This is a genomic window from Halorubrum marinum (assembly GCF_048381195.1).
Taxonomy (GTDB): domain Archaea; phylum Halobacteriota; class Halobacteria; order Halobacteriales; family Haloferacaceae; genus Halorubrum.
Window position 1 is genome coordinate 560,714 of sequence record NZ_JBLWMM010000001.1, and the last position, 23,378, is coordinate 584,091.

The following is a 23,378-nucleotide window of genomic DNA, read 5'->3' on the forward strand; positions in this document are numbered from 1 at the left end:
GGATCAGGCGGCCGCGATCGCGTCCGAGCGGACGATGCCGACCGCGGCGGCGATCTTCGCGGCCTCCGCAGGGAGGAAGACGGCGGCGCCTTGGATGAACGCCTCGGGAAGCGTGAGATCGAGCACGAGTGCCAGCCCGGCGACGCCCGACGCGTAGATCACGGCCGTCCCGGCGATCATCGCAGCGACGACGACGGAGACGCCGACGGCGTCGAGATCCCGGAGGGCGGGCCCGCGGTGGACGATCGCGCCGACGAGTCCCGCGGCGATCGGGTACGACCAGAGGTAGCCCGCGGTGGGGCCGAGCAGCGCGCCCAACCCGGCGGAGCCACCCGAGAACACGGGGGCACCGAGCGCTCCGGCCAGCAGGTAGAGCACGAGCGCCGACGCGCCCCACACCGGTCCGAGGAATATTCCGGCGAGGAACACGCCGAGCACCTGTAGGGTGACCGGTGCCGGCGATAGCGGGAACGGGAACGAGACGTACGCGAACGCGCCGACGAGCGCGGCGAAAAGCGCCGCGCGAGCGAAGTTCGCCGCGGCTTCGTCGCCGACGAGATCGACTGACTCCGTGCTGGTTGCCATACCCACGACACGCTCGTAAACCGACTTCAATATACTGGTTGACGATACGCGAACGCGATGGGGACGGGTGAAACGCCGACCGACGCAGCGACGTCGTCTGTGGCTCCAATCCGGACGCGAGGCTTTTTTACCGGGAGCGCGTACGATCCCGTCCATGGACGAGAAAACCTCGGAGCTCCGCGATATCTTCGTCGAGACCACCGGATCCGAGACCGTCACCGAGCGGCAGGCGGCGTCCCGCGGGACCCTCACTGACCGCGACGAGGCGGCGATCGACGAGCGCGTCCGCGAACTGGTCGCAACCATGCGCGAGCGCTACGAGTTCGCGACCGATCTCGACGACGAGACCTACGCCCGAATCGCCCGCGGACGGTTCGAAGCGTCCGATGACGCGGCGATCGTCGAGGCGATCGGTGACGAGCAGGGCGGCGACGGGCAGGGCGGCGACGAAACCGACGAACCCGCGCTCGACTCCGCGACCGTCCGCGACGCCCGCTTCGATCTCCACCTCGTTCGGGAGTCCGACCGCGAGATCGACGACGACGCCGGGTTCACCTACGCCGACCTCACGCAGCTAACGGCGGCGGGTCACTCCGTCGTCGAGTGTGCGGAGGAGCTCGACGCCGATATCGACACCGTCGCCGGGTACGCCCGCGTCGCGCGCGTCGATATCACGTCGACCCGAGCGAACGACCGCTTCCGCGACGAGTTTCGGGATCTCCTCACCGACGCCGATATCGAGGGATCACACGCGGCTGACGCCCGCGAGGACGGGCTCAAGGACGCGACCGAAGACATGGAAACCGACGTCTCTTTATAAAAACTGACGGCGACGCCGCCTCGCCCCGCTTCCCCGCCGCCTACCGGTCGATGCCCGCGGCGCCGTCGATGACGCTCGTGACGTCGTCCGGCGTGATGACTGCCACGTCACCGGCGATAGTGCGTTTTAACGCCGCGGCCGCGGCGGCCCACTCCAACGCGTCGGCGACGCCGCCGCCGTCGATCCGTTTCGCGAGGTATCCCGCGACGAAGGCGTCGCCCGTCCCGATCGCGTCGAACGTGTCGGCGGCGAAGACGCCCTGATCGGTGAGCCTCCCGTCCCGCAGCGCCACCGCGCCCTCGGTACCGCGGGTGACGACCACGGTCTCGAAGCCGAACTCGGCGGCGAGCCCGTGCGCGATGTCGACGGCGTCGCCCTCACGATTCAGCACCTCCTGGGCGTCGCGCCGCGGGACGAACAGGGTGTCGACGTGGTCGAACAGCTCCTCGTAGGTCTCCCTGGCCGTCGCCGGGTCCCAGAGCTTCGCTCGGTAGTTCAGGTCGAACGACCGCGTCACACCGGCCTCGCCGGCGGCTCGCAGCAAGGCGGTCGTCGTCTCGGCCGCCCGCTCTGACAGCGCCGGAGTGATCCCGGTCGTGTGGAATCGCGAGGCCGACTCCAGCGCGGCCGTCGGCAGTTCCTCCGGTTCGACGGTCGTGACCGCGGCGTCGGCTCGGTCGTACACCACGCTCGTCCCCCGCGGGTCGCCGCCGTGTTCGAGGTAGTACGTGCCGACGCGGGTCGCGTCGGGGTCGGCCCAGGCGACGCCCGTCCGGACGCCGTGGCTCCGGAGTTCGCCGACGACCCGCCGACCGAGCGGCGATTCGGGGAGCTTCGAGAGCCAGACCGCGTCGGCGCCGAGCCGCGCCGCGCCGACCGCGACGTTGCTCTCCGCGCCGCCAGCCTGTACGTCGAACGTCTCCGCGGTTTCCAGTCGGTCGCCGCGCGGCGGCGAGAGCCGGAGCATCGTCTCGCCGAACGTCACGAGGTCCGTCACGCCGACCACCTCGTCGAGGCCGGAGTCGCGATCGCTGGAGTGCGCATACCCGACCGTCGGCGGGGGAGTACAAAAGGGCCAGCGATCGGGCGGCCCGCATGACGGAGACGCTCCTCCGCGACCGCGTCCCGTCTTCCGCGACGCGTTCGGCCCTCCGCAACTAGGCGCCGTCTTCGCTGCCATCGACCGCGTGATCGAGCCGCGTCGTCGGGAACAGCGAACGGACGTCCGGGTCCGGCTCGACGAGACGGTAGGCGGTCCCATCTCGAGCGACGATCCCCGCGTCCTCGAGGTGATCGAGGTGTGCGAACGCCTCGCCCGGCCCGTGGAGGACGTGGATCTCGACGAGTTCGCCGAACAGCTCGGCCGACACCTCCCACGCGGTCGCCGGGCCGCCGTCAGCGAGCACGCCGATCACGCGCCGGGTCCGGTGTCGGTGGTGATCGAGGATCTCGGCGGCTCGGCGACTCGGGTCGTCGATCCGCCACCGGTGGCCGGGGTGGGCGGCGTCGACGTCGCGTTCGACGATCCGGGCGAGGCTCCGGGCGTACGCGGCCAGCGGGGCGTCGACGCGCACGTCCGCGCCGCCGACGTTCGGGGTGTACTTCGGGAGGAGCGCGTCGCCGGTGAACAGCTCCTCGTACCGAGGCGAGCCGTCGCTCGCCCCCACCGGCTCGTGGTCGGGCACCTCGCGCGGGTCGAACGCGTACCCGGCCAGTCCCGCGGTGTGTCCCGGGAGGTGGAGGGCTTCGAGGGCGACGCCGCCGACCTCGATCACGTCGCCGTCGGTGACGGTCGTCACGTCGGCGGGGCGCCCGCTGAGTCCGGTGCTCACCGACTCGAAAAAGGCCGTCAGCCGGTCTCGGTCCGCCTGCGGGATCCCCCACCGTTCGAACGTCTCGCGCTGGAGGTCTCGGTCCTCGGTGAGCGGCGTCTCCGTGCCGTCGACGAGCGGCGCATCGGCCTCGTGAACGTACACGTCCGCACCGCTCTCGGCTTGGATCTCGCCCGCCAGCCCCGCGTGGTCGGGGTGCCAGTGGGTCAAGGCGATCGCGTCGACGTCGGCGAACGCGACGCCGTAGTCGGCGAGGCCGCTCGCCAGGTCCTCGCGGACGTCCGGGAGCGCGACGCCGGTGTCGACCAGAGCGGTCGTCTCGCCGTCGAGCAGGTAGACGTCGTTTTCCCCCTCGAACACGGTGTTGCCGAGCTGGATCCGTTTCACGGTGAGTCGTCGTCGCGGGGCCTTTTTATCGTTGCTACCGCGGCCTCGATCGCCGTTTGCGTCGGTGTTCGTCGCGTTAGCTCGGTCGGTCGAGCACGTCGACACCGGCGAACTCGAAGCGGGCACCGCCGCCCGCGGCATCGGTCACTCGAACCGTCCAGCCGTGGGCGTCGGCGACGCGCTCGACGATGCTCAGCCCGAATCCGGTTCCCTCGGAGACCGTCGAATAGCCGTTCTCGAAGATGCGGTCGCGGTCGGACGGGGGGATTCCGGGGCCGTCGTCGGCGACGTAGAAGCCGCGTCGTGTCGCGCTGTCGGCGTCGTCGGAGCCGGTGTCGTCGGAGCCGGTGTTACCGTCGTCGGAACCACTCTCGCCGAGGTCGCCCACCGCGATCGTCACGCCGTCGCCCGCGTGGTCGACCGCGTTCCGCACGAGGTTCTCGAACAGCTGTTTGAGCCGACTCCGGTCGGCCTGAATGATCTGATCGGTCTCGACCTCCAGCGTCGCGCCGCCCGTGTCGACACCCTCCCAGCACTCGGCGACGAGGGCGGCGAGGTCGACCCGTTCGAACGCCTCGACTCCCTCCCCGTCGCGCGCCAGCGTCAGCAGATCCTCGATGAGCGTCTCCATCCGATCGTGCGCGCGGGCGACGGCGTCGAGGTGCTCGGAGTCACACTCCTCGCGGGCGAGATCGAGCCGCCCGGACGCGACGGTGAGCGGATTGCGGAGGTCGTGTGACACGATGCTGGCGAACTCGTCGAGCCGCTCGTTCTTCTCTCGGAGCGCGTTCTCGCGCCGTCGCTGCTCCCGGATGTCACGGATGGCGCCCACGCGGTCCAGCTCCTCGCCCTCGTCGTTCGTGACTCGCGTGAATCGCATCTCGACCGGGAATCGGTCGCCGTCGGCGGTCAGGAACTCGTACTCGACGGCTCCTGCCTCTCGTTCTCCCTCGGCGACCTCGCGCCGAACCCGCTGCGCTTTCGCCGCGGTCTCTTCGGTGACCCAGTCGTAGATCTGGGTGTCGATCAGCTCCTCGCGCGGGACGCCTTTCATCTCCGCGTAGCGATCGTTGACGTACGCGATGGTCCCGTCGGGACGCACGGCGTAGACGGCGTCATCGACCGACTCCAGAATGGTCTCATACCGCCGGAGTTTTCGCTCGCTGTGCGTGCCGTCCGTCATGTACTCGTCTCTGCCGATCGTTTCAGCGGTTGCATATTAAAAGGGTCGTCCGCGAGCGATCAGAGGCGGAGACCGTCCCGATCCGGACGCGCTTTTATTCGCCGACGCTCTGACGATCGACATGGAGTATCAACCGGGCGTGTGTAACATCGGACCGGCCCAACAGCGACGGCGGCTCCTCTTGGGCGTCGGCTCGCTCCTCCTCGCGATCGTTCACGTCGCGGCCGTCCTCGCGGTCGGCTGGCCGCTCTGGACGCTACTGATCGCGATGTTTCCGCTGTACGGCGCCGCGATGGGCTACTTCCAGTACCGCGACCGTTTCTGCGTCGGCTTCGCTGGAATGGGCGTGTTCGACGTCGGCGACGGTACGACCCGAGTCACCGACGAGGACGCGCTCGCCGCCGACCGAAAGCGCGCGGTCCGCTTGAACACGAAATCGCTCGCCGTCGGCGCCGTCGGCGCACTCGCGATCTACGGCGTCGCGCTCGTCCTCTGATAAATAGACGGGTAGCTCGCAGCGATTCGTCGCTGCCGGAATCCACGAACGTGCACATGGAAAAGCATTAGAACCGGCTCGATAATCACGTAAGTGAATGAGTCTGTCCGAATCGGACCACGAGCTCGTGGCCGCCGAGCTCGGCCGAGAGCCCACGACGGCCGAGGCCGCGCTGTTCGAGAACCTCTGGAGCGAGCACTGCGCGTACCGCTCCTCGCGGCCCCTCCTCTCCGCGTTCGACAGCGAGGGCGACCAGGTCGTCGTCGGCCCGGGCGACGACGCGGCCGTCCTCGCGCTCCCGGAGCCCGAGGCCGCCGACGTTCCGGCCGCCGACCGCGACGCCGACGACTACGGCGACCAGTACGTCACCTTCGGCGTCGAGAGTCACAACCACCCCTCCTTCGTCGACCCGTTTGACGGGGCGGCGACGGGGGTCGGCGGCATCGTCCGCGACACCATGTCGATGGGGGCGTACCCGATCGCATTGCTCGACTCGCTGTACTTCGGCGGCTTCGACCGCGAGCGCTCCCGGTACCTCTTCGAGGGCGTCGTCGAGGGGATCTCCCACTACGGCAACTGCATCGGCGTTCCGACCGTCGGCGGCAGCGTCGCGTTCCACGACGGGTACGAGGGGAACCCCCTCGTCAACGTCGCCTGCGTCGGCCTCACGAACGAGGACCGACTCGTGACGGCCACCGCACAGGAGCCCGGAAACAAACTCGTCCTCGTCGGCAACGGCACCGGGCGCGACGGGCTCGGCGGGGCCTCCTTCGCGAGCGAGGACCTCGCCGAGGACGCCGAGACGGAGGACCGCCCCGCGGTGCAGGTCGGCGACCCCTACGCCGAAAAGCGCCTGATCGAGTGCAACGAGGCGCTGGTCGACGAGGACCTCCTGCTGTCCGCCCGCGACCTCGGTGCGGCCGGGCTCGGCGGGGCCTCCTCCGAACTCGTCGCGAAGGGCGGACTCGGTGCCCGGATCGACCTCGACCGCGTTCACCAACGCGAGCCGAACATGAACGCGACCGAGATCCTGCTGGCCGAGAGCCAAGAACGGATGTGCTACGAGGTCGCACCGGACGACGTCGAGCGCGTCCGGGAGCTCGCCGAGCGGTTCGATCTCGGCTGCTCGGTCATCGGCGAGGTGACCGACGGGAACTACGTCTGCGAGTTCGCCGGTGACGGGGACGGCGTCGACGAGGACGGCGTCGACGCGGACGTCGAAGATCCGACCGTCGTCGTCGACGTCGACGCCGAGTTCCTCGCCGACGGCGCGCCGATGAACGACCTCGTGAGCGAAGAGCCGAGCCGGCCCGACCGCGACCTCCCCGACCCGGAACCCGCCCTCGCCGACGCGGTCGAATCCGTGGTCGCCGCGCCCGCGACCGCGAGCAAGCGTTGGGTGTACCGCCAGTACGACCACGAGGTGGGCGCTCGCACGGCGCTGAAGCCCGGCGACGACGCCGCCGTCATGGCGATCCGGGAGACCGCGGCGGACGACGCCGCCGACCGCGACGCCGACGAGCAGGGCGTCGGGCTCGCGCTCTCCTCCGGCGCGAACCCCAACTGGACCGAGACCGCGCCCTACGAGGGGGCTCGCGCGGTCGCTCTCGAGAACGCGACGAACCTCGCCGCGAAGGGGGCCGTCCCGCTCGCGGCGGTCGACTGTCTCAACGGCGGTAACCCGGAGACGCCGGACGTGTACGGCGGGTTCAAGGGGATCGTCGACGGGCTCGCAGACGCCTGCGCCGACCTCAATACGCCCGTCGTCGGCGGCAACGTCTCGCTGTACAACGACAGCGTCGAGGGACCGATTCCGCCGACGCCGACGCTCGCGCTGATCGGGACCAAGCAGGGATACGACGCGCCGCCCGCCGCTCTCGACGCCGAGCGCGCCGGTGACTCCGAGCTACTGTTAGTCGGCGCCGGTGGCTCCGACGGCTCCGGGGGCGATACCCTCGGCGGTTCCGAATACCTCGCGCAAGCAGGCGGGACGGACCAATTCCCGGACCTGCCCGAGGGCGACGACCTCGCGGACCTCGTCGCGTCGCTCGCGGCGGTCGCGCGACACGAGTCGACGCTCGCCACCCACGACGTGAGCGACGGCGGACTCGTCGTCGCGCTCGCGGAGCTGGTGAGCGACGCGGCCGGCGCGGACGTGACGCTCCCCGACCGGATCGCGGCGTTCGAGGAGACGCCGGGTCGGCTCGTCGTCCAGACGACCGACCCCGACGCGGTCGCCGCCCTCGCCGGCGACCTCCCCGTGCTCCGGCTCGGTGACGTGACGACGGACGGCACGCTCTCGCTGTCGGTCGGCGACGAGTCGGTCGAGTTCGACGCCGATGCGATCCGAGAGATGCGGGGCGTCATCGAACGCGAGCTAGCCTGAAAAGCGCGTTCTCTGCTATTCTGTGCACTGCTCCGCCGCTCTCCTTCGGACGCGTTTCCACCGACGGAAAGCGAGCGATACGCTTTTAGGCATTCCTAAAATACGTAGTGGCAACAACGGGACGCCGACCGCTGCGGCGCCCGCCACATCGATGGCTCACACTGAATCAGTCGGCACGAGACGGTCGGGCGCGGAAGCGAGCGAGTCCCCCGCCGATCCCGCACCGGATCCGGTGTTGTCGCTGTCGGCGGTCACGAAGGTTTTCGGTCCCGAAACCGCCGTCGACGGCGTTTCACTCGACGTGCGTCCCGGTGAACTGCTCACCTTCCTCGGTCCTTCCGGATGCGGGAAGACGACGACGCTCCGGGCTATCGCGGGACTGGAGGAGCCGACTCAGGGAACGATCACGCTCGGCGACGAGACGGTCGCCGGCGACGGCGCCTTCGTCCCGCCGGAGCGCCGCGACGTCGGGATCGTCTTTCAGAACTTCGCGCTGTTCCCGCACCTCACCGTCCGCGAGAACATCGCCTTCGGCCTCGACGGCGCGGACGACGACGCGACCGCCGCCCGGGTCGACGAACTGCTCGAACTCGTCGATATGCCCGAGCACGGCGAAAAGACGCCCGAACAGCTCTCCGGCGGCCAGAAACAGCGCGTCGCGCTCGCGCGCTCGCTCGCGCCGGAGCCCGAGGTGCTCCTTCTCGACGAGCCGTTCTCGAACCTCGACGTGCGCCTCCGCGTGGAGATGCGCGAGGAGGTCCGCCGAATCCTGAAGGAGGCGGGCGTCACGGCGGTCTCGGTCACCCACGATCAGGAGGAGGCGCTCTCCATCTCCGACCGCGTCGCCGTCATGAACGAGGGAACAATCGAGCAGGTCGGTCGCCCCGAGGACGTGTTCGAGCGGCCGGAGTCGAAGTTCGTCGCCTCGTTCCTCGGCCGGGCGTCGTTCCTCGAAGGGAAGCTCCGTGACGGGAAGGTCGAGACGGGGATCGGGCGGTTCGACGCCGTCACGCTGGAGGGGTACGACACCGTCTACGACGGCGCGCCCGTCGACGTCCTCGTCCGGCCCGACGACCTCCGGGCGACGCCTGCGAGCCCCGAACTCGCCGACGGGATCATCGTCTCGCGGCAGTACGTCGGGCCGTCGTTCGTCTATCGGGTGGAGCTGGAGTCCGGCGACACGGTCCACTGCCTGCACAACCACGTCGAGGAGTTCGGGCTGAACGAGCCCGTGAGCTTAGACCTGTCCGCGGATCACCCGCTCGCGTGGTACCCGCGGTAAGGAAGTCCGCGGTAAGGAATTCGCTGTCGGTGGTTCTCGATGAGTATCAAACCGCGAGCGGCGGCGACGCTTAAAACGTGAAGAGGAACGGGATGACGTACGCGATCAGCAGGCCGATCAGGGTGACGGCCGCGCCGATGCCGACCTCGCGGCTGCCGAACTCCTGCATGGGAGAGGTCACGCGTGCGTCCGGGTCGGGCTCGTGAGAGTGGTCGTCCATGTTCGCGGATCGGGTCGGGGGATACATAAGGGCACCTGAACGGGGCGATCGATTCCACGATCGTTGCCACTATCGAACACGGATCGGGGCGGTGGCGCGCCGCCGAGCGTCCGAAAGGGCGCGAGGAGCCCGCGAGGGAGTCGCGAGCAAAGCGAGCGACGAGGCTGGGGGAGGTGTGAGGTGCGGTGCTGTGCGGCCGGGTGGGGCTCAAAGGGGTAGCCTGGAGGACGACGCCCGGTGACGCTCTCGCGAGTGAAACGAGCGAGAGTCAGGGAGTCGCAGCCAGCGAGCGACGCGAGCCGGACCGTCTCCCGCGATAAGGATCACGAGGGGCGAACGTCTCGTTATGACGACCCGCACTCTACCGGCCTCAAATTTACTAGTTGGTGTTACGATTGAACAGCCCTCGAACGAGATACTCCACACCACGATACTACTAGTACCAGCTCAGCGATCCGTCGATCGCTAGGTACAGGTGAACGACTTAGCGCATGTGATTGCTACCTGTCCAACAACTGGCAAGTAACCCGCACAAGATATGGAGGATGTGTTCAGCACACCATCTGTATCAACTGCTGGAGATTTCAACAGAGCCAGACGGACTGATTATCCAACGGTCATTGTGAAGTTCGATCCATAGTCGCTGCCGATGACTGGTGCTTCTGTCTTCGTGTCAGGTTCGGTTGACTAGAAGTAAGATGCCTATTCTGAAAACGTGGCCCAAAGCCAGATTACTCTGAGTTTTCCGGACTGGGAGTCGTCGCAGAGAGTTCGAGCGTTCCGCTCAGATTATCATCGGTACTCGCGTCTTCCCCCGTCGTATCAACTATGATTTGGAATGCGACTTGCTCTCCCGGACCGAGGTAAGCGGAGGGAACTCCACCCGGGTCATCTTCATGATAATCTGGGACGGTTTGCGAATTAGTATTTACAGCCGACCAGGGACTTGGTCCCTGCGCGAATGGGCGGAACGTTATCGTTGATCCTCCAAACTCACTATTCCAATTTAGATCGCTTTCATCTACCCAGCTCCGGTCATCTAGTGTGTAATTAAATGAAAGATCGTGGGCAATATTGTCGTTGTTCTGTACAACGAATGCAGTGTGTACGTCCTCAAGGTCGGCAGAAATTTGGTCGAGATCCTCACCGATTGTGTAAACAGAATCCAAATTGATGCCCTCTCCATCCGTTCCGGAGAGATCTATCGAAAGGGTACCATCGGACATATCTACGGAATCATCCGCGCCTGTCCCTGCACTAATCGAGATGATACCACCACTGTCTGTGGTGACTTTAGCTACGTTTGCGCTTCGGTCTGCAGTGAATGTCGTAACCGCGCCTGTACCCGTTGCAGCTGCCCCGCCGGCAGCGAGCGATCCTATTCCAATTAGGAGTTTGCGTCGTTCCATTGTTGGTCTACCTCTGTTGTCCGCACGCGACCCGCGTCCAGGAACACGAGACATCTCGTGTCACCCTGGGTCGCTCTACTTCACCCATGGGACGTATCCCATATCGTAATGAGTTAGCAGAAGATTCTCCGGGGGAGACAGAGATCGTTCCACCCAAGTCTGAAACCGGTCTGGTCGGGGCTGAAAACGCTTCACGCTGGCCCTTCACATTCATATTCCGGTGTATCTTGCCTCGACATATGGTGGATCCCAGAGACGGTTCTGGCAAACCCAAATCGCAGTTCTATTTTAAGAGGGCTCGCGCTTCCGGATCAGCATCATCGTAAACGGACGGAAGTCGTACGCACGAAGCCGAACTGAAAGGGCCGAGAACGTCGCCGATTACTCGGAGTCGTCACAGCTGGGCGGATCATCGGACGGGATTCCGAATCCGCCGTTGTTGGGGTGACTAAGGTCACAATTCTCCGAGTCCCACTGCGGATGTATGTGGGTGGTGTCTCCGAGAGCGACACCGACGATCGCGTCGCCTCCGGCCCCGGATAGCTGACCTCTGAGCTTCTGCTCCGTGGCGACTTCCACGCCGTTATCGACCTCGATCGAGTTCGTTCCCTTGTTCGAAACGAGGCGATAGATGTCCACGGTTTCGTCCCGATCGTCGCCGAGGATCTCCGCGTTTCCGCCTCCGAAGAATTCCACCTCCACACTTTCGAGAGCGACGTCTCGGTCCTCTCGCTCGATCGTGAACCGTCGCGTCTCCGTATCGCCGAACAGCTGCGCCGTGACGCCGGCCCCCTCAACGGTGACCGTGACTTCGACCTCGACGCGCTCGCCGGGCGTGAGCCCTTCGACACGACCCGTGATCTCCGCTTTCTCGCCGGTCCCGAACTCGGCATCGTCGTACGACACCTCGCTCAACACGTCCGTTCCGTTACCGATCACGGCGTCGACGATGGATATCGCTTCCCGGAAGCGGTTCGTGACCGTGACCAAGTGGACGGTCCCGTCGTCACGCAGATCTTCTGGGACCGTTTTATCCCACTCGTTATACCCCACGTACGCGCTGTCGTCGCCCACGACGCTCACTTCCACCCCGCGCTCCGCCTCCATACTACTGAACGCGCCGGTGCCGACGCTCATGGTACCGGAGCTTGCACCGCCGAGTAGGAGGATGAGGTTGCGTCGTTTCATATCTGAGAGACTGCGCTTTGTGTGTCAACCAACAGGCTCTGTCCGTATTGTTATGCGCTCCCGGAAGACCCGCAACGACTGCCTGAAATCCGTCCGCTACGCCAGTTCGGGGGGTTCCTCGGGTTCGCCCACCTTCATCTTCGTCGTGTAGTACTTGTGCGTGAGCGCGGAGAAGGCGAAGGCGACGACGACCGCGACCGTCCACGCGAACTCAGGAAGCAGAATGAACGGCCACGCACCGAGCCACACCGCGGCGACGAGCGCGACGGCGACCCCGGACAGCCCGAGATAGTAGTCGCTCCAAGGGATCTCCTTCCCCTCGACGACGTCCATATAGAGGTCGACATCGGTCAGCGCGGGTGTGGGCTCGACGAGCCCGCGGTCCTTGTTGAACTCCACGACGCCCGCGTCGTCCATCTTCGGCAGGTGCGACTGCTGGAGCGCGGTGTACACGCGCTTGCGCTCATTGCCCGTGATCTCGGTCATTTCGATGCCGTTCTCCCAGGCCGCGATCTGCTCCGCCATCTCGCCGATCGCGATCGAACTGTCGTCTTCCCGTTTCAGGAGGTGCACTGCAAACCGCCGCCGCTGGTTCGCCAGTACGTCGAATAATTCGTCCTCCGTAATATCTGTCGCTGGCTCACCACCGTCTCCGTCGATCTGTTGTACCGACGCCATTTCTGTCTGACACATATGAGTACGCCAACATAAATCCCGGGGTTGTGATAATCAGACAAGATTTATTTCCGTTTAGAAAACGGGACCAATACCGCCTCAATCCGCGATATTCCGGCATATTACTGACGCGTACGTCGCAATTATCGTTTTGGAAACTATCGAATCGACCGGTCGAGACACAGATTCGCGACATCTCGCCGATCGATCACGACGGCCGTTGAGGGGGAGCTGAGCCGTCGGATCCGACCAACAACAACTCCCTTCAGCGACTTCACGCAGCGCATAACCAAACCCCATTGTCCGTAACGTGAACTCGACTGACAATGCCGACTCCTCGCCGCACCCTGACTCTCGTTCTCCTCTCTGTCGCCGCGGGGTCGCTCCTCTTCGCCACGGGCGCAGCGGTGATCGACGGCCCGGCCGATACCTTCGCGGACGATCGCCTCGCGGTCCAACCGGCCGACGGACCGAACGGGAACTACGCGTATCTGAACGACGACGACGAGATCGTCGTCGACGTCTCGGCGTCGAACCCGAACCTCCCTGCGGACTTCGAGGGCCTTAACGCAGATACGCTCGCGTCGGCGGACGGCGTCTTCGAGATCACGTACACGGCCGACGAGTACGCGCACGTCTGGATCGAACACGACGGCGGCGACGCGGTGACGTTCACGGCCGACGGCGAGTCGATCGAAAACGAGACGAACAACGTCACGCTCGGGCCGAACCAGACGGTTGCGGTCGGCCTCGTGGTCGACGCGCGTGGCGAGGTCGCCGGGACGCAACTCGGTCCCGACGAGTTCTCGATCAACGGGACGCTCGCGGAGCCGGGGGATATGACGACGACGGGCTGGTCGACACAGGGGACACGCAACGGCGGCCCGACCGTCACGACCGCGTCGCCGAGCGCGGACCGCCGCGAGTTCGTAGCGAGCGACGTCGACCGGGGAGAGACAATCCGGTTCCGGGCCGATGGAATGTCCATCGACAGTGAGAGCGTTACCCTCCACGGGCTCGACTTGGAGGGCGTCCGGAACGACCGCGTCGAGCTGAACGCCGAGGGGAGCCCGGGCCCCTTCGCAAACGAGAGTACGCTGGCGGCGTCGACCGCGCCGCGGTCGATGGCGTACCTCGCGCTGGAGTACGACTTCGCTCCCGACGCGGTCGACGCGATGACGCTCCGGTTCAGTGCGGATCCGGACCACTTCGACGCGACCGACGCCGACCCCGAAGACGTGACGCTCTACCGGCAGACGGACGCGGGCGAGTGGGAGGAGAAGTCGGTCGAAATCGTCGACGAGGACACCGTCCGATTGTCGGAACTGCCCGAGGACCGCGTGCACTTCCGCGCGACGACCGAGGAGTTCTCGACGTTCGCGGTCGCGGAGCGCGTTCCCCGCATCGGCGCGACCGGCGCGACCCTTGACGAGACCGCCGTGGAGCCCGGCGGCGAGGCCGTCGTTCGCGCGACGGTCGAGAACACCGGCGGCGCGGACGGCGAGCAGACGGTCGCGCTGACCGCCGACGGGGAGGCGGTCGCCGCGGAACCGGTCGCGCTCGACCCCGGCGAGGAGACCGCCCTGTCGCTGCGGACCGCCTTCGAGTCGCCCGGCGAGTACGAACTCGCCGTCGACGGGGTTCCGGCCGGAACGCTGACTGTCGGCGATCCGGCGGCGGGGACGGAGGCGGAGTCGAACGCGGGAGCACCCGACTCGGCTGCGGAGTCGAACGCGGAAGCGTCCGATTCAACCGGGGCGTCGAGCGCGGGGGGGCCCGGACCGATCGAGGAACCGAGCGGGATCGATGCCGTGGCGATTACCGGACTGCTCGCGCTCGCGGTTCTCGCCGTCGCTGGTGTCGCGCTCGTCCGTCGAATGCCGCAGTGAGTGCGGCTACGGTGAGTGCGGCTACGGTCAGTGCCGCCGAAGTTCTCACTCCCGATAGCGCGGACGACAGCTCTTACGGGCTGGCCTGCGACGACGCGACCGTGATGTTGCTGTCGAACGACGACACGCGGGTCGACGCGGGCTCAGAGACGCCCGTGTCCGCTGTGAACGCGGGCGATGAGGGGGTTTTCTGGCGGGAGCTTACGGCGGGCGTCCGCGCCGTCGACCTCCTGTTGCTCGCCGCCGTGCCGGTGGCGTTGCTCGCCCTGTTTTCGCTTTCGGAGGCGACCCGGCGGTCGCTCGCGTTCTCGTACACCGACCCGACGCTCGCGACCGCGTACACGTCTCACTTCGTACACCTCGACACGGACCACCTCGCCGGCAACGTCGCCGGGTACTTCCTGCTTGCGGGCGTCGGCTACGCGCTCGCAGTTTTGAGCGGCCACCGCCGATTTTTCCTGAGCGCGCTGGTGACGTTCCTGCTCGCGTTTCCGTTCGCACTCTCGGGACTGAATCTCGCGGTGCCGCGGAACGCCGTCGGGTTCGGCTTCTCCGGGATCAACATGGCGCTCGCGGGATTGCTTTCGCTCCTTCTCGGCGTATACGCCTGCCAACGTTTCTTCCAGAACGCGTCGATCCGTGTCCTCCCCGCGGTGTTCTTCCCACTCGCGGGGTGGATCGCGCTGCTCGCGCTCCCGCTCTCGACGGAGGGGCCCGGACTGGCGGGGGTCGCGACGGCGGTCGCCGGAGCCCTACTCGGCCTGCTGTACGCGTCGAGCGCGGGGATACGGCTCCGAGGGTCCCTCCGCGAACGCTGTCGAGCGATCGCGTCGCGTGCGGGATACGGCGACCTGTTCGCCGTCGGCGCGCTACTAACGGTCGGCTATCCGATCGTCGGATTCCCCGCGGACCCGGCAGGCGACGGGAGCGTCGTGAACCTATACGTGCACCTGCTCGGCTTCTGTCTCGCGTATATCGGCTCGTTCGTCGTCCTCGCGAGCGGCGCGTTCGAGGAGTGAGCCACCGCACGGGCTCGACGCTTCTGCTCCGAACCACGAGTTTATAATGTATCAATGACATACTCGGAACGACGTAACCTGATGACGGCACAACAGGAATCCGACTGAGCGGGCTCGGGCACGCCCCGGATCGCCCCGAAATCAGTCCGGAGACGGGGTTCGCCTCGCTCAGAGGGACCTCATTCGGACCCGTCTCGGCTGGGACCCGTCCCGGCTGGGGTCCGGCCCGACTTGACGAGCACTACACGACGCGAACCAACTCGACACATGGATCCCAAACGCACCCTCGTCCTCACGCTGCAGGCCGTGGCAGTGCTCGTCATCGTCTCGCTGATCGTCGGTCAGTACCTCGGGCAACCGATACTCCTCAGCTTCGTCGAGACGGGGAGCATGCAGCCCGCTCTCGACCCCGGTGACGGCTTCATCGCGATTCCGGCCCCGCTCGCTGGCGGGGTCGGTCCCGGCGATGTCGTCACCTTCGACGCACAAGAGATCGAGGGCGGCGGACTGACCACGCATCGAGTCGTCGAGGAGACGGAGCGCGGGTACGTCACCCGCGGCGACAACAACCCGTTCACGGATCAGGACGGAGGAGAGCCGATCGTCCAAGACGCCGACATCGTCGCGAAGGCACTCACGGTGGGCGGCAGCGTGGTCGTGATCCCGTATCTTGGCACTGTCGCCATGGGCTTCCAATCGGCACTCAGTTCCGCACAGACGTGGCTGGCGGTCACCTTCGGTATCCGGTCGTTCCAGGGGACACAGGGGCTAGCGTACCTCCTGTTCGGACTCTCCGTCGTCGCGTACGCGGTCGACTGGTATCTCACGGCTGGCGCCCGTGAGCCGCGACAGCGCGACCGAGCTCGCGACGACGGTACCTCGGTGTTCGCGATCGTCGGCGTCCTCGCGCTCGTGTTGATGGCGACGGCGACCGCGGCGATGGTCGTCCCCGCCGGAACGCAGGAGTACGGGGTCGTGAGCGCCGAGTTCGAGTCGGAGAACCCGACGGTCATCGAGAGCGGGACGAGCGAGGAGCTGGAGTACGTCGTTCCAAACGCGGGGCTCGTCCCGGTGTACGCGTACGTCACGCCCGCGAGTCCCGGCGTCGAGGTCTCGCCCGAGCGGGTCGCCGTCGGGAGCCGGGACGAGGCGACCGTTTCGGTGACGCTTACCGCCCCCGACGACACCGGCTACTACCGGCTGTTCGTCGCCGAACACCGCTACCTCGCGGTGTTGCCGGCGGCCGTCATCGACGGGCTCTATCGGATTCACCCCTGGGCGCCCCTCGTGGCGATAAACGCGCTACTCGGCGGCGGTATCGTCGCGCTCGGTCTGTTACTGCTCCGCGGCGAGCCCGCACGGATACGGACTCGGGAATCGCGCGAGAAACCCCCGCTGCACCGACGTCTCCTCCGCGAACTCTACAAGTGATCCAATGAGCTCTGATCCATCCCCAAACGAAACCCGACTCCGTCTTCGGGCGCTTCTGAACGCACAGTTCGCCGTGATCCTCGCCGTCTGCCTCCTCGTCGCGGCAGTCGGGGCCGGTCTCGCGTACACGACACACGTTGATCCCGGAACGGAGACGGAAACGCAGACCCTCTCCTCGCTGACCGTCGAAAGCGAGTACGTGCACTCGGCGGAGGTGACCGAGCCCAATTCGGTGTTCGCGACCGGTACAGTGCTCGACGACCGAAACACGTACTTCACCCGAATTGCACCGGAATTGGACGTTGACGTGGAGGCGAGCTACGCGGCGACTGCCGCGAGCGACGTCGACGTCGCGCTCGAATCGGTTCTCGTGATCCGCAACGTCGATGAGAACGACGTCGTCTACTGGAGCGAGCGCGAGACGCTCGCGACGGCGCAGGCGTTGGACGTCGATCCCGGCGAAACGGTGGCCGCGTCGTTCGCGCTGAACAGCAGTGCGGTTGACGAGACGGCGGCCTCGATCGAGGAGGAGCTCGGCGCTTCACCGGGGGCGACGGAGACGTTCGTCCTCACGACCGTTTACGTGGACGGCGATCTCGCCGGTGAGTCCACCTCGTACACGCGGACCATCGAGATGGGTCTCGATCACGGCGGCGACACCTACACCGTCACCGACCCCGGGCCCCAATCCGACACCACCGACCGCACCGAGCAGGTCGTCGTCGAGCAGGAGTACGGTCTGCTCCGCTCGGTCGGCGGACCGCTCCTGCTGCTCCTCGGGCTCGTCGGCGCCGGCGGGCTCACGTACGCCCGACGGGAGTCCGACCTCGCGCTCACACCGGCCGAGCGCGAGTATCTCTCCTACCGCGACGACCGCTCGGAGTTCGACGAGTGGATCACGCAGATCCGCCTCCCAGCGTCCGTCCACGAGCGTGAGGAGGCCGAGGCGTCGAGCCTGCGGGACCTCGTCGATTTCGCCATCGACAACGACACCGGCGTCGTCGAGGACCCGACCACGGGCGCGTTCCACGCGGTGACACCAGAGTTCTGCTACACGTACCGCCCGCCCTCGCCGGACGTTTCGACGGGCGACTCTAATCGTGACGGCGACGGATCGTCGGCCGTCGATCCCGACGCGGGCGAGCCGACCGCGGCGAATGACGACGACGAGACCGGCGGATTCCCGGACGACGCGTGGAGCGACGGCGACGAGAGCGCAGTCGACGGCGACGAGAGCGCAGTCGACGGCGAGGCTTCGATCGGCGGGGACGACATCTCGGACGGAAATCAGCCCTGATCGGCGGCCTCGCGATCCCGTGGTGCCGCCCCCGTGACGCTCTCGGTGGGTCACCTCCGGCGCACGGCTCGATGAAAAGTAACCTACTTGAGTGCGGACGGGAAACGTGGTAATGCAGTCCCGTGGTGTAGTGGCCAATCATAATGGCCTTTGGAGGGAGTTCGCCCGCGTCCGCGGCTTAGGCGCGATCACGGTCCGTCTCCTCGGAGACGTCCGCCGGATGCCCGAAGTCAGCCATTGACGGCGGTTCGAATCCGCCCGGGACTACTTCTGTGCGAACATCTCGTGTCGCAACGAGGTAGGTGTCGTCATCGACACTGACGAGACTAGAGAGCGACCGATATGCGACGATCACGCCGACGATGGGCCCGTGGCCGACGTCTGACCGCCTTACTGCGTGCCTTACTAATTGCCGCGAGCGTGTCGACGGCGCCATCGGGGACGACAATGACGATACCGGGATCTACGAGCCACGAAGCATGACAGAGAACAGTATCAAGCTCGTCACCGAAGACGGGAAAGTAGTCGGGAAGAACGCCGAGACCGGTGAAACGGTCCCGATTGAACTCGGCGAGACGATTCCGGAATCGCTCACCACAGGGGCGTCAGGGATCGGACCCGACGCCGATATCATCACCGTCTCGTCAGACGACGACTGGCACCAGCAGGTCGGCGACGAGAACGACCCCGTCGAGAACGCGCTCGTCTACGTCCTCCCCGGCGAACACGAGGTCAAGCGGCGCACCCTCGTAACCAGTCACTGCACGTTTATCGGCGTCGGCGACGCCACGCTCTCCTACCCGGACATCCAGCAGGCGACGCTGACGTCGGCCGTCAGTACCGGTGACACTACCGTTGCGGTGGACGACGCATCCGAGTTCGAGGTCGGTCGAGGGATCGTCCTGTTCGGACCGGATCAACACCGGAAGGCCGGGCGAGACACGCACCACACTCATATCACGGAGATATCCGGGAACACGCTCGGTTTGAACGAGGAGGTTCGCAGTCGAGCCGCGGATTTCGAGGAGGGTGACGTTTGTGCGCAGACCCACTCCGCTCTCACGACTCGAATCGACGACGTGTCCTCGGAGAATATCCACGTTCGGAATCTAACGTTCGATGGCGGCGGACGTGACGCGGACGGCCCCGCTGATTTCACCGTTGCGTTCGCGTACGTTTTCGGTGACGAAGGCGGGTCGATTCGAGACTGCGTCATGCGAGACTTCCACTCCGAGGGGATCTCAAACCAGCGCGGGACATCGAGGGAGTTGCGGAACAACACGATCCGGAATGTCGCGTACAATGCGATCCACGTGGGCGTCTGGAGCGACGGGACGGAGGTTATCGGAAACTGGATCGAGGACTGTGACGGGACTGGAATCTACATCTCCGACGACACCAACCACATGACGATCCAGAGCAACGACGTCATCAACTGCGAGGGTACCCCCCCATCTGAGGTGCCGTCGACGTACCAGTCGTCCGTTGGCGGTATCGGTGACTTCGACACGGGTAGTGGGAAAGGCGGGTCCGGCGGGAACCACGAGAACACGGTGAAGGACAACCACATCGACCTCACCGAGGTCTCCGCGGGTGGAATCGAGGTCCGAAACACGGTAGATAACAGGTTCGTTGACAACCGAATTCAGATCGGCACCGGGTACGGAATCGAAGTCGACGGCGTGTCTGACTCGACGATCACCGGGAACAAGATCGTCCTTGAAGACGGAGAACCCGGGGACTACTGTATCCGGGCCGATTCGGTTTGTGAAAACCTCACGATATCAGGGAACACGCTACGGTCCAATGAAGCCTCGTCGGGTTGCATCCGCGTGGATTTCACCGAATCGTTCATCGCAGGCAACGCGCTCTCTGCACCGGGGCTGTATCCGATGTGGGTACACACATCGGACGAGACGAGTTTCAACAAATTCAGGGACAACCACGTCACGGACGGCACCGGCGTAATCAGCGGGACCGGATCAGAAGCGGAAATCGAGTGGGAACTATCCGGAAACTCCGCTGACGACGGCGACGACATCGACCTGCAGAACCCCACTCGCGTCCTACTCAACGGCTGGGGGACGAACGCCGGCGACCCGTCAGTCGAGGGCGAGTGGAACGGCCACGGACGGGAAGGCGTCCAGGTCTACGACACGGCCAACACCGATCGGTACCTCTACCGTGACGGAAACTGGCGCGGCCCGTTCTGAGTGCCGCCGAACCGGATAACTCTCGTATTCTCTTTTGAAATAACGGCTCTGTAAAATCTCAGCGAGTAACACATTCTTGCTCGGTTCCGGTCAGTACAGGGCACACACGTACCGGTGGGGGTTGCGGTCTACTCGGCCCTTGTCAGAAACGTCGTACAAGATCGAGAGACGCACTTCGTATGGCGTCCTAATCTGTGGCGTACAGATCACGTCGGACGGCGGCGCACCCGCTCCGCGTATAGGTACTATATAACTTTGAGAATACCACCCATCGATGGTCAGAATGAACTACAAGAGCATTGCGGACCTCAGCGTCGACACTCGCCGGTTCGCTCAAAGTGTACCGGACGTCGATCTGGTCGTCGGGATCCCGAGGAGCGGTCTCCTCGCCGCAAGCCTCCTGTGTCTCCATCTTAATATTCCGATGACGGACGTCGACAGGCTCTGTGAGGGTCGACTAATAGACTCCGGTGAACGACACGCGGAGGATCGCTCGTTCGGCGACCTCGATTCCGTGCTCGTCGTGGACGACTCCGTGAACTCGGGGAGCCAGATGACGGAGACGCAAAAGCGGCTTGAGAAACACGATTTCCCGTTCGACCTCTCGTACGGCGCGATGTACGTCTCATCGCAGGGCCGCAAGCACGTCGACCACTGGGCCGAGTTCGTTCCCACGCCGCGGGTGTTCGAGTGGAACGTGATCCACCATCCGGCGTTGAACAATGCCTGCGTGGATATCGACGGGGTCCTCTGTCGCGACCCGACGAAGACGGAGAACGACGACGGGGAGCGGTACCGCGAATTCCTGTCGACGGTAGAACCGACCGTCGTTCCGGACGAGCGGATCGGACACCTCGTCACGAACAGACTCGAAAAGTACCGACCGGAGACCGAAGACTGGCTGGACAAACACGAAATCCGGTACGACAACCTCGTGATGATGGACCTGCCGAGCAAGGAGATCCGACAGGAGCGGGGAAATCACGCTCAACACAAGGCGGATGTCTACGATTCGACCGACGCGCTCCTCTTCATCGAGAGCGAGCCGCGGCAGGCGGAAGAGATCAGTCGACGAACCGCCCGGCCGGTCCTCTGTTACGAGACCATGGAGATGTTCCAGCCTGGCCGGACGAAACGAACGCAACGAGCGGCCGGGCGGTTCGCATCGAGGTTCAGAAAAAACCCCGCGTCGTCCACCGTAGCGGCCGCGAAACACGTGTATTCTCGATTCTACTATCTTGTTTCTAAGGCCCTGTAATATCGCACTCTCGAAGACTGTTCTCTCGGAAAACACTTTCCCGTTGACTCAACTGCGATCAGTGCAACACCTCGTATCTCGCATCGCTATCGGTCACCCTGTTAAACTGGTAGCGATTCGGCAGTCAATACGCACTCTTCAGCGACTGGCGTTCATCTTGTTTTATGGCTGAAAAATGCTAATTCAGTAGATCCAACCAACCGGGTACCGAGACAGATATTGCCATTCTGTAGCGTGGTTACGGCCAGAGACCACGCATCTCGTGGGCTTCTGCGATCCGTGATAGCGCAACGATATACGCCGCATCACGCCACGTCACATCACGCGCCTCGAACTCCTCACTGACGCCCTGCCAAGCTGCTAGCATTTCCGTTTCTAACTCGTCGTGAACGCGGTCTAGCGACCACGCACGCCGATTGATATCCTGCAGCCACTCGAAGTAGCTCACTGTCACGCCGCCAGCGTTAGCCAGTATGTCCGGGATCACGGGGAGATCCCGCTCGGCGAAGATCGCACTCGCCGCACTCGTCGTCGGACCGTTTGCCCCCTCGACAACGATGTCCGCAGCGACGTCGTCGGCATTCTCCCCCGTCAGGACGTTTCCGATTGCCGCCGGAATCACCACGTCCACGTCGAGTTCCAGTAATTCGTCGTTGGTCAGCGTCTCCGGGGCCCCGTGTGTCAGCACCGCTTCCGGCTCTTCGTCGTGAGCGGGAATCGCGTGCGTATCTAACCCGTTCGCGTCGTAGATCCCGCCATTAACGTCACTCACGGCGACGACGTTCGCACCCCAGTCGTCGAGGAGCTTCGCTGCATTCGCCCCGACACTCCCGAAGCCCTGCACGGCAACCGATGTCGCTGTGATATCTTTGTCGTAGTACTCAATAGCCTCACGGGCGATGATTGCGACACTCCGACCGGGTGCCGAATCACGCCCTTCACTCCCGCCGACGATAGGTGGTTTTCCTGTGACCACACCTGGAATCGTTTCATCCTCCTGCATCGAGTAGGCGTCCATCAGCCACGCCATCGTCTGTGGGTCCGTTCCCATGTCGGGCGCAGGAATGTCTTTTGTGGGGCCGATGATGGACCGAATTTCAGTAGTAAACCGGCGTGTCAGCTGTTCTTTTTCGGACTCACTGAGGTCCTTGGGATTGACTGCAACGCCGCCTTTCGCACCGCCGAAGGGGATGTCCATCACAGCACACTTCCACGTCATCCACATGCTAAGTCCGACACACTCCTCGCGCGTTACGTCGGGGTGATATCGAAGGCCACCCTTGAACGGACCTCGGACACTGTCGTGTTGGGCGCGATATCCAGTGTACACTTCCACCTCGCCGTTTTCGCGTTCGATCGGAACGGTAACCTCGTGGACTTTTTTCGGGTGCTTCAGTCGCTCGATAACGTTTTGACCGATATCGAGGTGATCAGCAGCCTGTTGGAGCTGACGGCGAGCCGTTTTTAATGCAGACTCCGGTTCAGTCGACTCCTCGTCGTGGGCTATTGCTGTCGAGGCCATCGTTATTCGATCGGCATGCGTCGGTTCCGCATCTCACCGGCACAGTCGGGACACTTGCCGGGGATATTTTCCGAAAGCAGGATGTTCCCACACTCAAAACACTCGTAGGGCGATTCTGTGGCCGAATTTTGGGAAGCGTCTCTCATGGGTATTGAAGCCCCGGCGATATCTCGCAGGGTGCTCTAGCAAAACAGAGTGGGCATATGAGGAATATCCGGTAGTTGAGTATGAAGCCAAGTGGTGTACAGTAGGGTTTACTATTCAATCTACGACGGATGCCGAGGGG

At 64.9% G+C, this 23,378-nt stretch carries 20 protein-coding genes and 1 tRNA gene; 11 read left to right on the plus strand and 10 right to left on the minus strand.

Going from position 1 to position 23,378, the window contains the following annotated elements; translation table 11 throughout:
* Positions 1-3: 3 nt before the first annotated feature.
* A complete protein-coding gene (locus ACNSN4_RS02760; protein WP_418284230.1) occupies positions 4-585 on the minus strand; it encodes a biotin transporter BioY in 582 nt (193 codons plus the stop codon).
* Positions 586-739: 154 nt separating this feature from the next.
* On the opposite strand from ACNSN4_RS02760, the gene ACNSN4_RS02765 reads away from it, so the two are divergent.
* Positions 740-1,405: a hypothetical protein gene (locus ACNSN4_RS02765; RefSeq protein WP_418284231.1), complete on the plus strand. Its 666-nt coding sequence runs from the start codon at positions 740-742 to the stop codon at positions 1,403-1,405.
* 40 nt (positions 1,406-1,445) lie between these two features.
* Here ACNSN4_RS02765 and kdgK1 read toward each other — a convergent pair whose 3' ends face one another.
* From kdgK1 to ACNSN4_RS02780, 3 genes are all read right to left on the minus strand, one after another.
* The gene (gene kdgK1 / locus ACNSN4_RS02770; RefSeq protein ID WP_418284232.1) at positions 1,446-2,411 is read right to left on the minus strand and encodes a bifunctional 2-dehydro-3-deoxygluconokinase/2-dehydro-3-deoxygalactonokinase; all 966 of its coding nucleotides are present in this window, start codon (positions 2,409-2,411) and stop codon (positions 1,446-1,448) included.
* A 151-nt stretch (positions 2,412-2,562) separates the two neighbouring features.
* Positions 2,563-3,624 carry an MBL fold metallo-hydrolase gene (locus tag ACNSN4_RS02775; protein WP_418284233.1) on the minus strand — a complete coding sequence of 354 codons (1,062 nt, stop codon included), beginning with the start codon at positions 3,622-3,624 and terminating at the stop codon, positions 2,563-2,565.
* A 76-nt stretch (positions 3,625-3,700) separates the two neighbouring features.
* Complete coding sequence (locus ACNSN4_RS02780; RefSeq protein WP_418284234.1) at positions 3,701-4,807, minus strand: PAS domain-containing sensor histidine kinase; 1,107 nt, start codon at positions 4,805-4,807, stop codon at positions 3,701-3,703.
* Between the two features lie 121 nt (positions 4,808-4,928).
* On the opposite strand from ACNSN4_RS02780, the gene ACNSN4_RS02785 reads away from it, so the two are divergent.
* The 3 genes from ACNSN4_RS02785 to ACNSN4_RS02795 all read left to right on the plus strand — a co-directional run bounded on the left by ACNSN4_RS02785 (position 4,929) and on the right by ACNSN4_RS02795 (position 8,971).
* Entirely contained in the window at positions 4,929-5,303 is a 375-nt protein-coding gene (locus tag ACNSN4_RS02785) for a hypothetical protein (RefSeq protein ID WP_418284235.1), read from the plus strand.
* Positions 5,304-5,400: 97 nt separating this feature from the next.
* Complete coding sequence (gene purL / locus ACNSN4_RS02790) at positions 5,401-7,689, plus strand: phosphoribosylformylglycinamidine synthase subunit PurL (protein ID WP_418284236.1); 2,289 nt, start codon at positions 5,401-5,403, stop codon at positions 7,687-7,689.
* Positions 7,690-7,840: 151 nt separating this feature from the next.
* Positions 7,841-8,971, plus strand: coding sequence for an ABC transporter ATP-binding protein (locus tag ACNSN4_RS02795; RefSeq protein WP_418284237.1), 1,131 nt, complete (start codon positions 7,841-7,843; stop codon positions 8,969-8,971).
* 70 nt (positions 8,972-9,041) lie between these two features.
* Here ACNSN4_RS02795 and ACNSN4_RS02800 read toward each other — a convergent pair whose 3' ends face one another.
* The 4 genes from ACNSN4_RS02800 to ACNSN4_RS02815 all read right to left on the minus strand — a co-directional run bounded on the left by ACNSN4_RS02800 (position 9,042) and on the right by ACNSN4_RS02815 (position 12,466).
* Positions 9,042-9,191: a DUF7550 family protein gene (locus ACNSN4_RS02800; protein WP_418284238.1), complete on the minus strand. Its 150-nt coding sequence runs from the start codon at positions 9,189-9,191 to the stop codon at positions 9,042-9,044.
* A 731-nt stretch (positions 9,192-9,922) separates the two neighbouring features.
* Complete coding sequence (locus ACNSN4_RS02805) at positions 9,923-10,600, minus strand: hypothetical protein (RefSeq protein ID WP_418284239.1); 678 nt, start codon at positions 10,598-10,600, stop codon at positions 9,923-9,925.
* 381 nt (positions 10,601-10,981) lie between these two features.
* On the minus strand, positions 10,982-11,788 hold the full coding sequence (locus ACNSN4_RS02810; protein ID WP_418284240.1) for a hypothetical protein: 807 nt from the start codon (positions 11,786-11,788) through the stop codon (positions 10,982-10,984).
* Positions 11,789-11,884: 96 nt separating this feature from the next.
* On the minus strand, positions 11,885-12,466 hold the full coding sequence (locus ACNSN4_RS02815) for a DUF7344 domain-containing protein (protein WP_418284357.1): 582 nt from the start codon (positions 12,464-12,466) through the stop codon (positions 11,885-11,887).
* Between the two features lie 323 nt (positions 12,467-12,789).
* On the opposite strand from ACNSN4_RS02815, the gene ACNSN4_RS02820 reads away from it, so the two are divergent.
* The 7 genes from ACNSN4_RS02820 (at position 12,790) to ACNSN4_RS02850 (ending at position 21,570) form a co-directional block, all read left to right on the plus strand.
* A complete protein-coding gene (locus tag ACNSN4_RS02820) occupies positions 12,790-14,352 on the plus strand; it encodes a CARDB domain-containing protein (protein WP_418284241.1) in 1,563 nt (520 codons plus the stop codon).
* Between the two features lie 104 nt (positions 14,353-14,456).
* A complete protein-coding gene (locus ACNSN4_RS02825) occupies positions 14,457-15,371 on the plus strand; it encodes a hypothetical protein (RefSeq protein WP_418284358.1) in 915 nt (304 codons plus the stop codon).
* A gap of 267 nt (positions 15,372-15,638) precedes the next feature.
* Positions 15,639-16,802: a signal peptidase I gene (locus ACNSN4_RS02830; RefSeq protein ID WP_418284242.1), complete on the plus strand. Its 1,164-nt coding sequence runs from the start codon at positions 15,639-15,641 to the stop codon at positions 16,800-16,802.
* A 4-nt stretch (positions 16,803-16,806) separates the two neighbouring features.
* Entirely contained in the window at positions 16,807-18,099 is a 1,293-nt protein-coding gene (locus ACNSN4_RS02835; RefSeq protein ID WP_418284243.1) for a DUF5305 domain-containing protein, read from the plus strand.
* 116 nt (positions 18,100-18,215) lie between these two features.
* Positions 18,216-18,366 (plus strand) — tRNA-Gln (locus tag ACNSN4_RS02840).
* Between the two features lie 212 nt (positions 18,367-18,578).
* Entirely contained in the window at positions 18,579-20,312 is a 1,734-nt protein-coding gene (locus tag ACNSN4_RS02845; RefSeq protein WP_418284244.1) for a right-handed parallel beta-helix repeat-containing protein, read from the plus strand.
* Between the two features lie 283 nt (positions 20,313-20,595).
* Positions 20,596-21,570 (plus strand): phosphoribosyltransferase, encoded by a 975-nt coding sequence (locus ACNSN4_RS02850; RefSeq protein ID WP_418284245.1) that lies wholly within the window; start codon positions 20,596-20,598, stop codon positions 21,568-21,570.
* Positions 21,571-21,808: 238 nt separating this feature from the next.
* On the opposite strand, the gene gdhB is transcribed toward ACNSN4_RS02850, so the two are convergent.
* Complete coding sequence (gene gdhB, locus ACNSN4_RS02855; RefSeq protein ID WP_418284246.1) at positions 21,809-23,092, minus strand: glutamate dehydrogenase GdhB; 1,284 nt, start codon at positions 23,090-23,092, stop codon at positions 21,809-21,811.
* A 2-nt stretch (positions 23,093-23,094) separates the two neighbouring features.
* Positions 23,095-23,238 (minus strand): rubrerythrin-like domain-containing protein, encoded by a 144-nt coding sequence (locus ACNSN4_RS02860; RefSeq protein ID WP_418284247.1) that lies wholly within the window; start codon positions 23,236-23,238, stop codon positions 23,095-23,097.
* Between the last annotated feature and the right edge of the window lie 140 nt (positions 23,239-23,378).

Bases quoted from the DNA above. Each gene is read 5' to 3' on its own strand.
- ACNSN4_RS02760 (WP_418284230.1), bottom strand. From the start codon at position 585: ATGGCAACCAGCACGGAGTCAGTCGATCTCGTCGGCGACGAAGCCGCG.
- ACNSN4_RS02765 (WP_418284231.1), top strand. From the start codon at position 740: ATGGACGAGAAAACCTCGGAGCTCCGCGATATCTTCGTCGAGACCACC.
- ACNSN4_RS02780 (WP_418284234.1), bottom strand. From the start codon at position 4,807: ATGACGGACGGCACGCACAGCGAGCGAAAACTCCGGCGGTATGAGACC.
- ACNSN4_RS02785 (WP_418284235.1), top strand. From the start codon at position 4,929: ATGGAGTATCAACCGGGCGTGTGTAACATCGGACCGGCCCAACAGCGA.
- purL (WP_418284236.1), top strand. From the start codon at position 5,401: ATGAGTCTGTCCGAATCGGACCACGAGCTCGTGGCCGCCGAGCTCGGC.
- ACNSN4_RS02795 (WP_418284237.1), top strand. From the start codon at position 7,841: ATGGCTCACACTGAATCAGTCGGCACGAGACGGTCGGGCGCGGAAGCG.
- ACNSN4_RS02800 (WP_418284238.1), bottom strand. From the start codon at position 9,191: ATGGACGACCACTCTCACGAGCCCGACCCGGACGCACGCGTGACCTCT.
- ACNSN4_RS02805 (WP_418284239.1), bottom strand. From the start codon at position 10,600: ATGGAACGACGCAAACTCCTAATTGGAATAGGATCGCTCGCTGCCGGC.
- ACNSN4_RS02810 (WP_418284240.1), bottom strand. From the start codon at position 11,788: ATGAAACGACGCAACCTCATCCTCCTACTCGGCGGTGCAAGCTCCGGT.
- ACNSN4_RS02815 (WP_418284357.1), bottom strand. From the start codon at position 12,466: ATGGCGTCGGTACAACAGATCGACGGAGACGGTGGTGAGCCAGCGACA.
- ACNSN4_RS02820 (WP_418284241.1), top strand. From the start codon at position 12,790: ATGCCGACTCCTCGCCGCACCCTGACTCTCGTTCTCCTCTCTGTCGCC.
- ACNSN4_RS02825 (WP_418284358.1), top strand. From the start codon at position 14,457: ATGTTGCTGTCGAACGACGACACGCGGGTCGACGCGGGCTCAGAGACG.
- ACNSN4_RS02830 (WP_418284242.1), top strand. From the start codon at position 15,639: ATGGATCCCAAACGCACCCTCGTCCTCACGCTGCAGGCCGTGGCAGTG.
- ACNSN4_RS02835 (WP_418284243.1), top strand. From the start codon at position 16,807: ATGAGCTCTGATCCATCCCCAAACGAAACCCGACTCCGTCTTCGGGCG.
- ACNSN4_RS02845 (WP_418284244.1), top strand. From the start codon at position 18,579: ATGACAGAGAACAGTATCAAGCTCGTCACCGAAGACGGGAAAGTAGTC.
- ACNSN4_RS02850 (WP_418284245.1), top strand. From the start codon at position 20,596: ATGAACTACAAGAGCATTGCGGACCTCAGCGTCGACACTCGCCGGTTC.
- gdhB (WP_418284246.1), bottom strand. From the start codon at position 23,092: ATGGCCTCGACAGCAATAGCCCACGACGAGGAGTCGACTGAACCGGAG.
- ACNSN4_RS02860 (WP_418284247.1), bottom strand. From the start codon at position 23,238: ATGAGAGACGCTTCCCAAAATTCGGCCACAGAATCGCCCTACGAGTGT.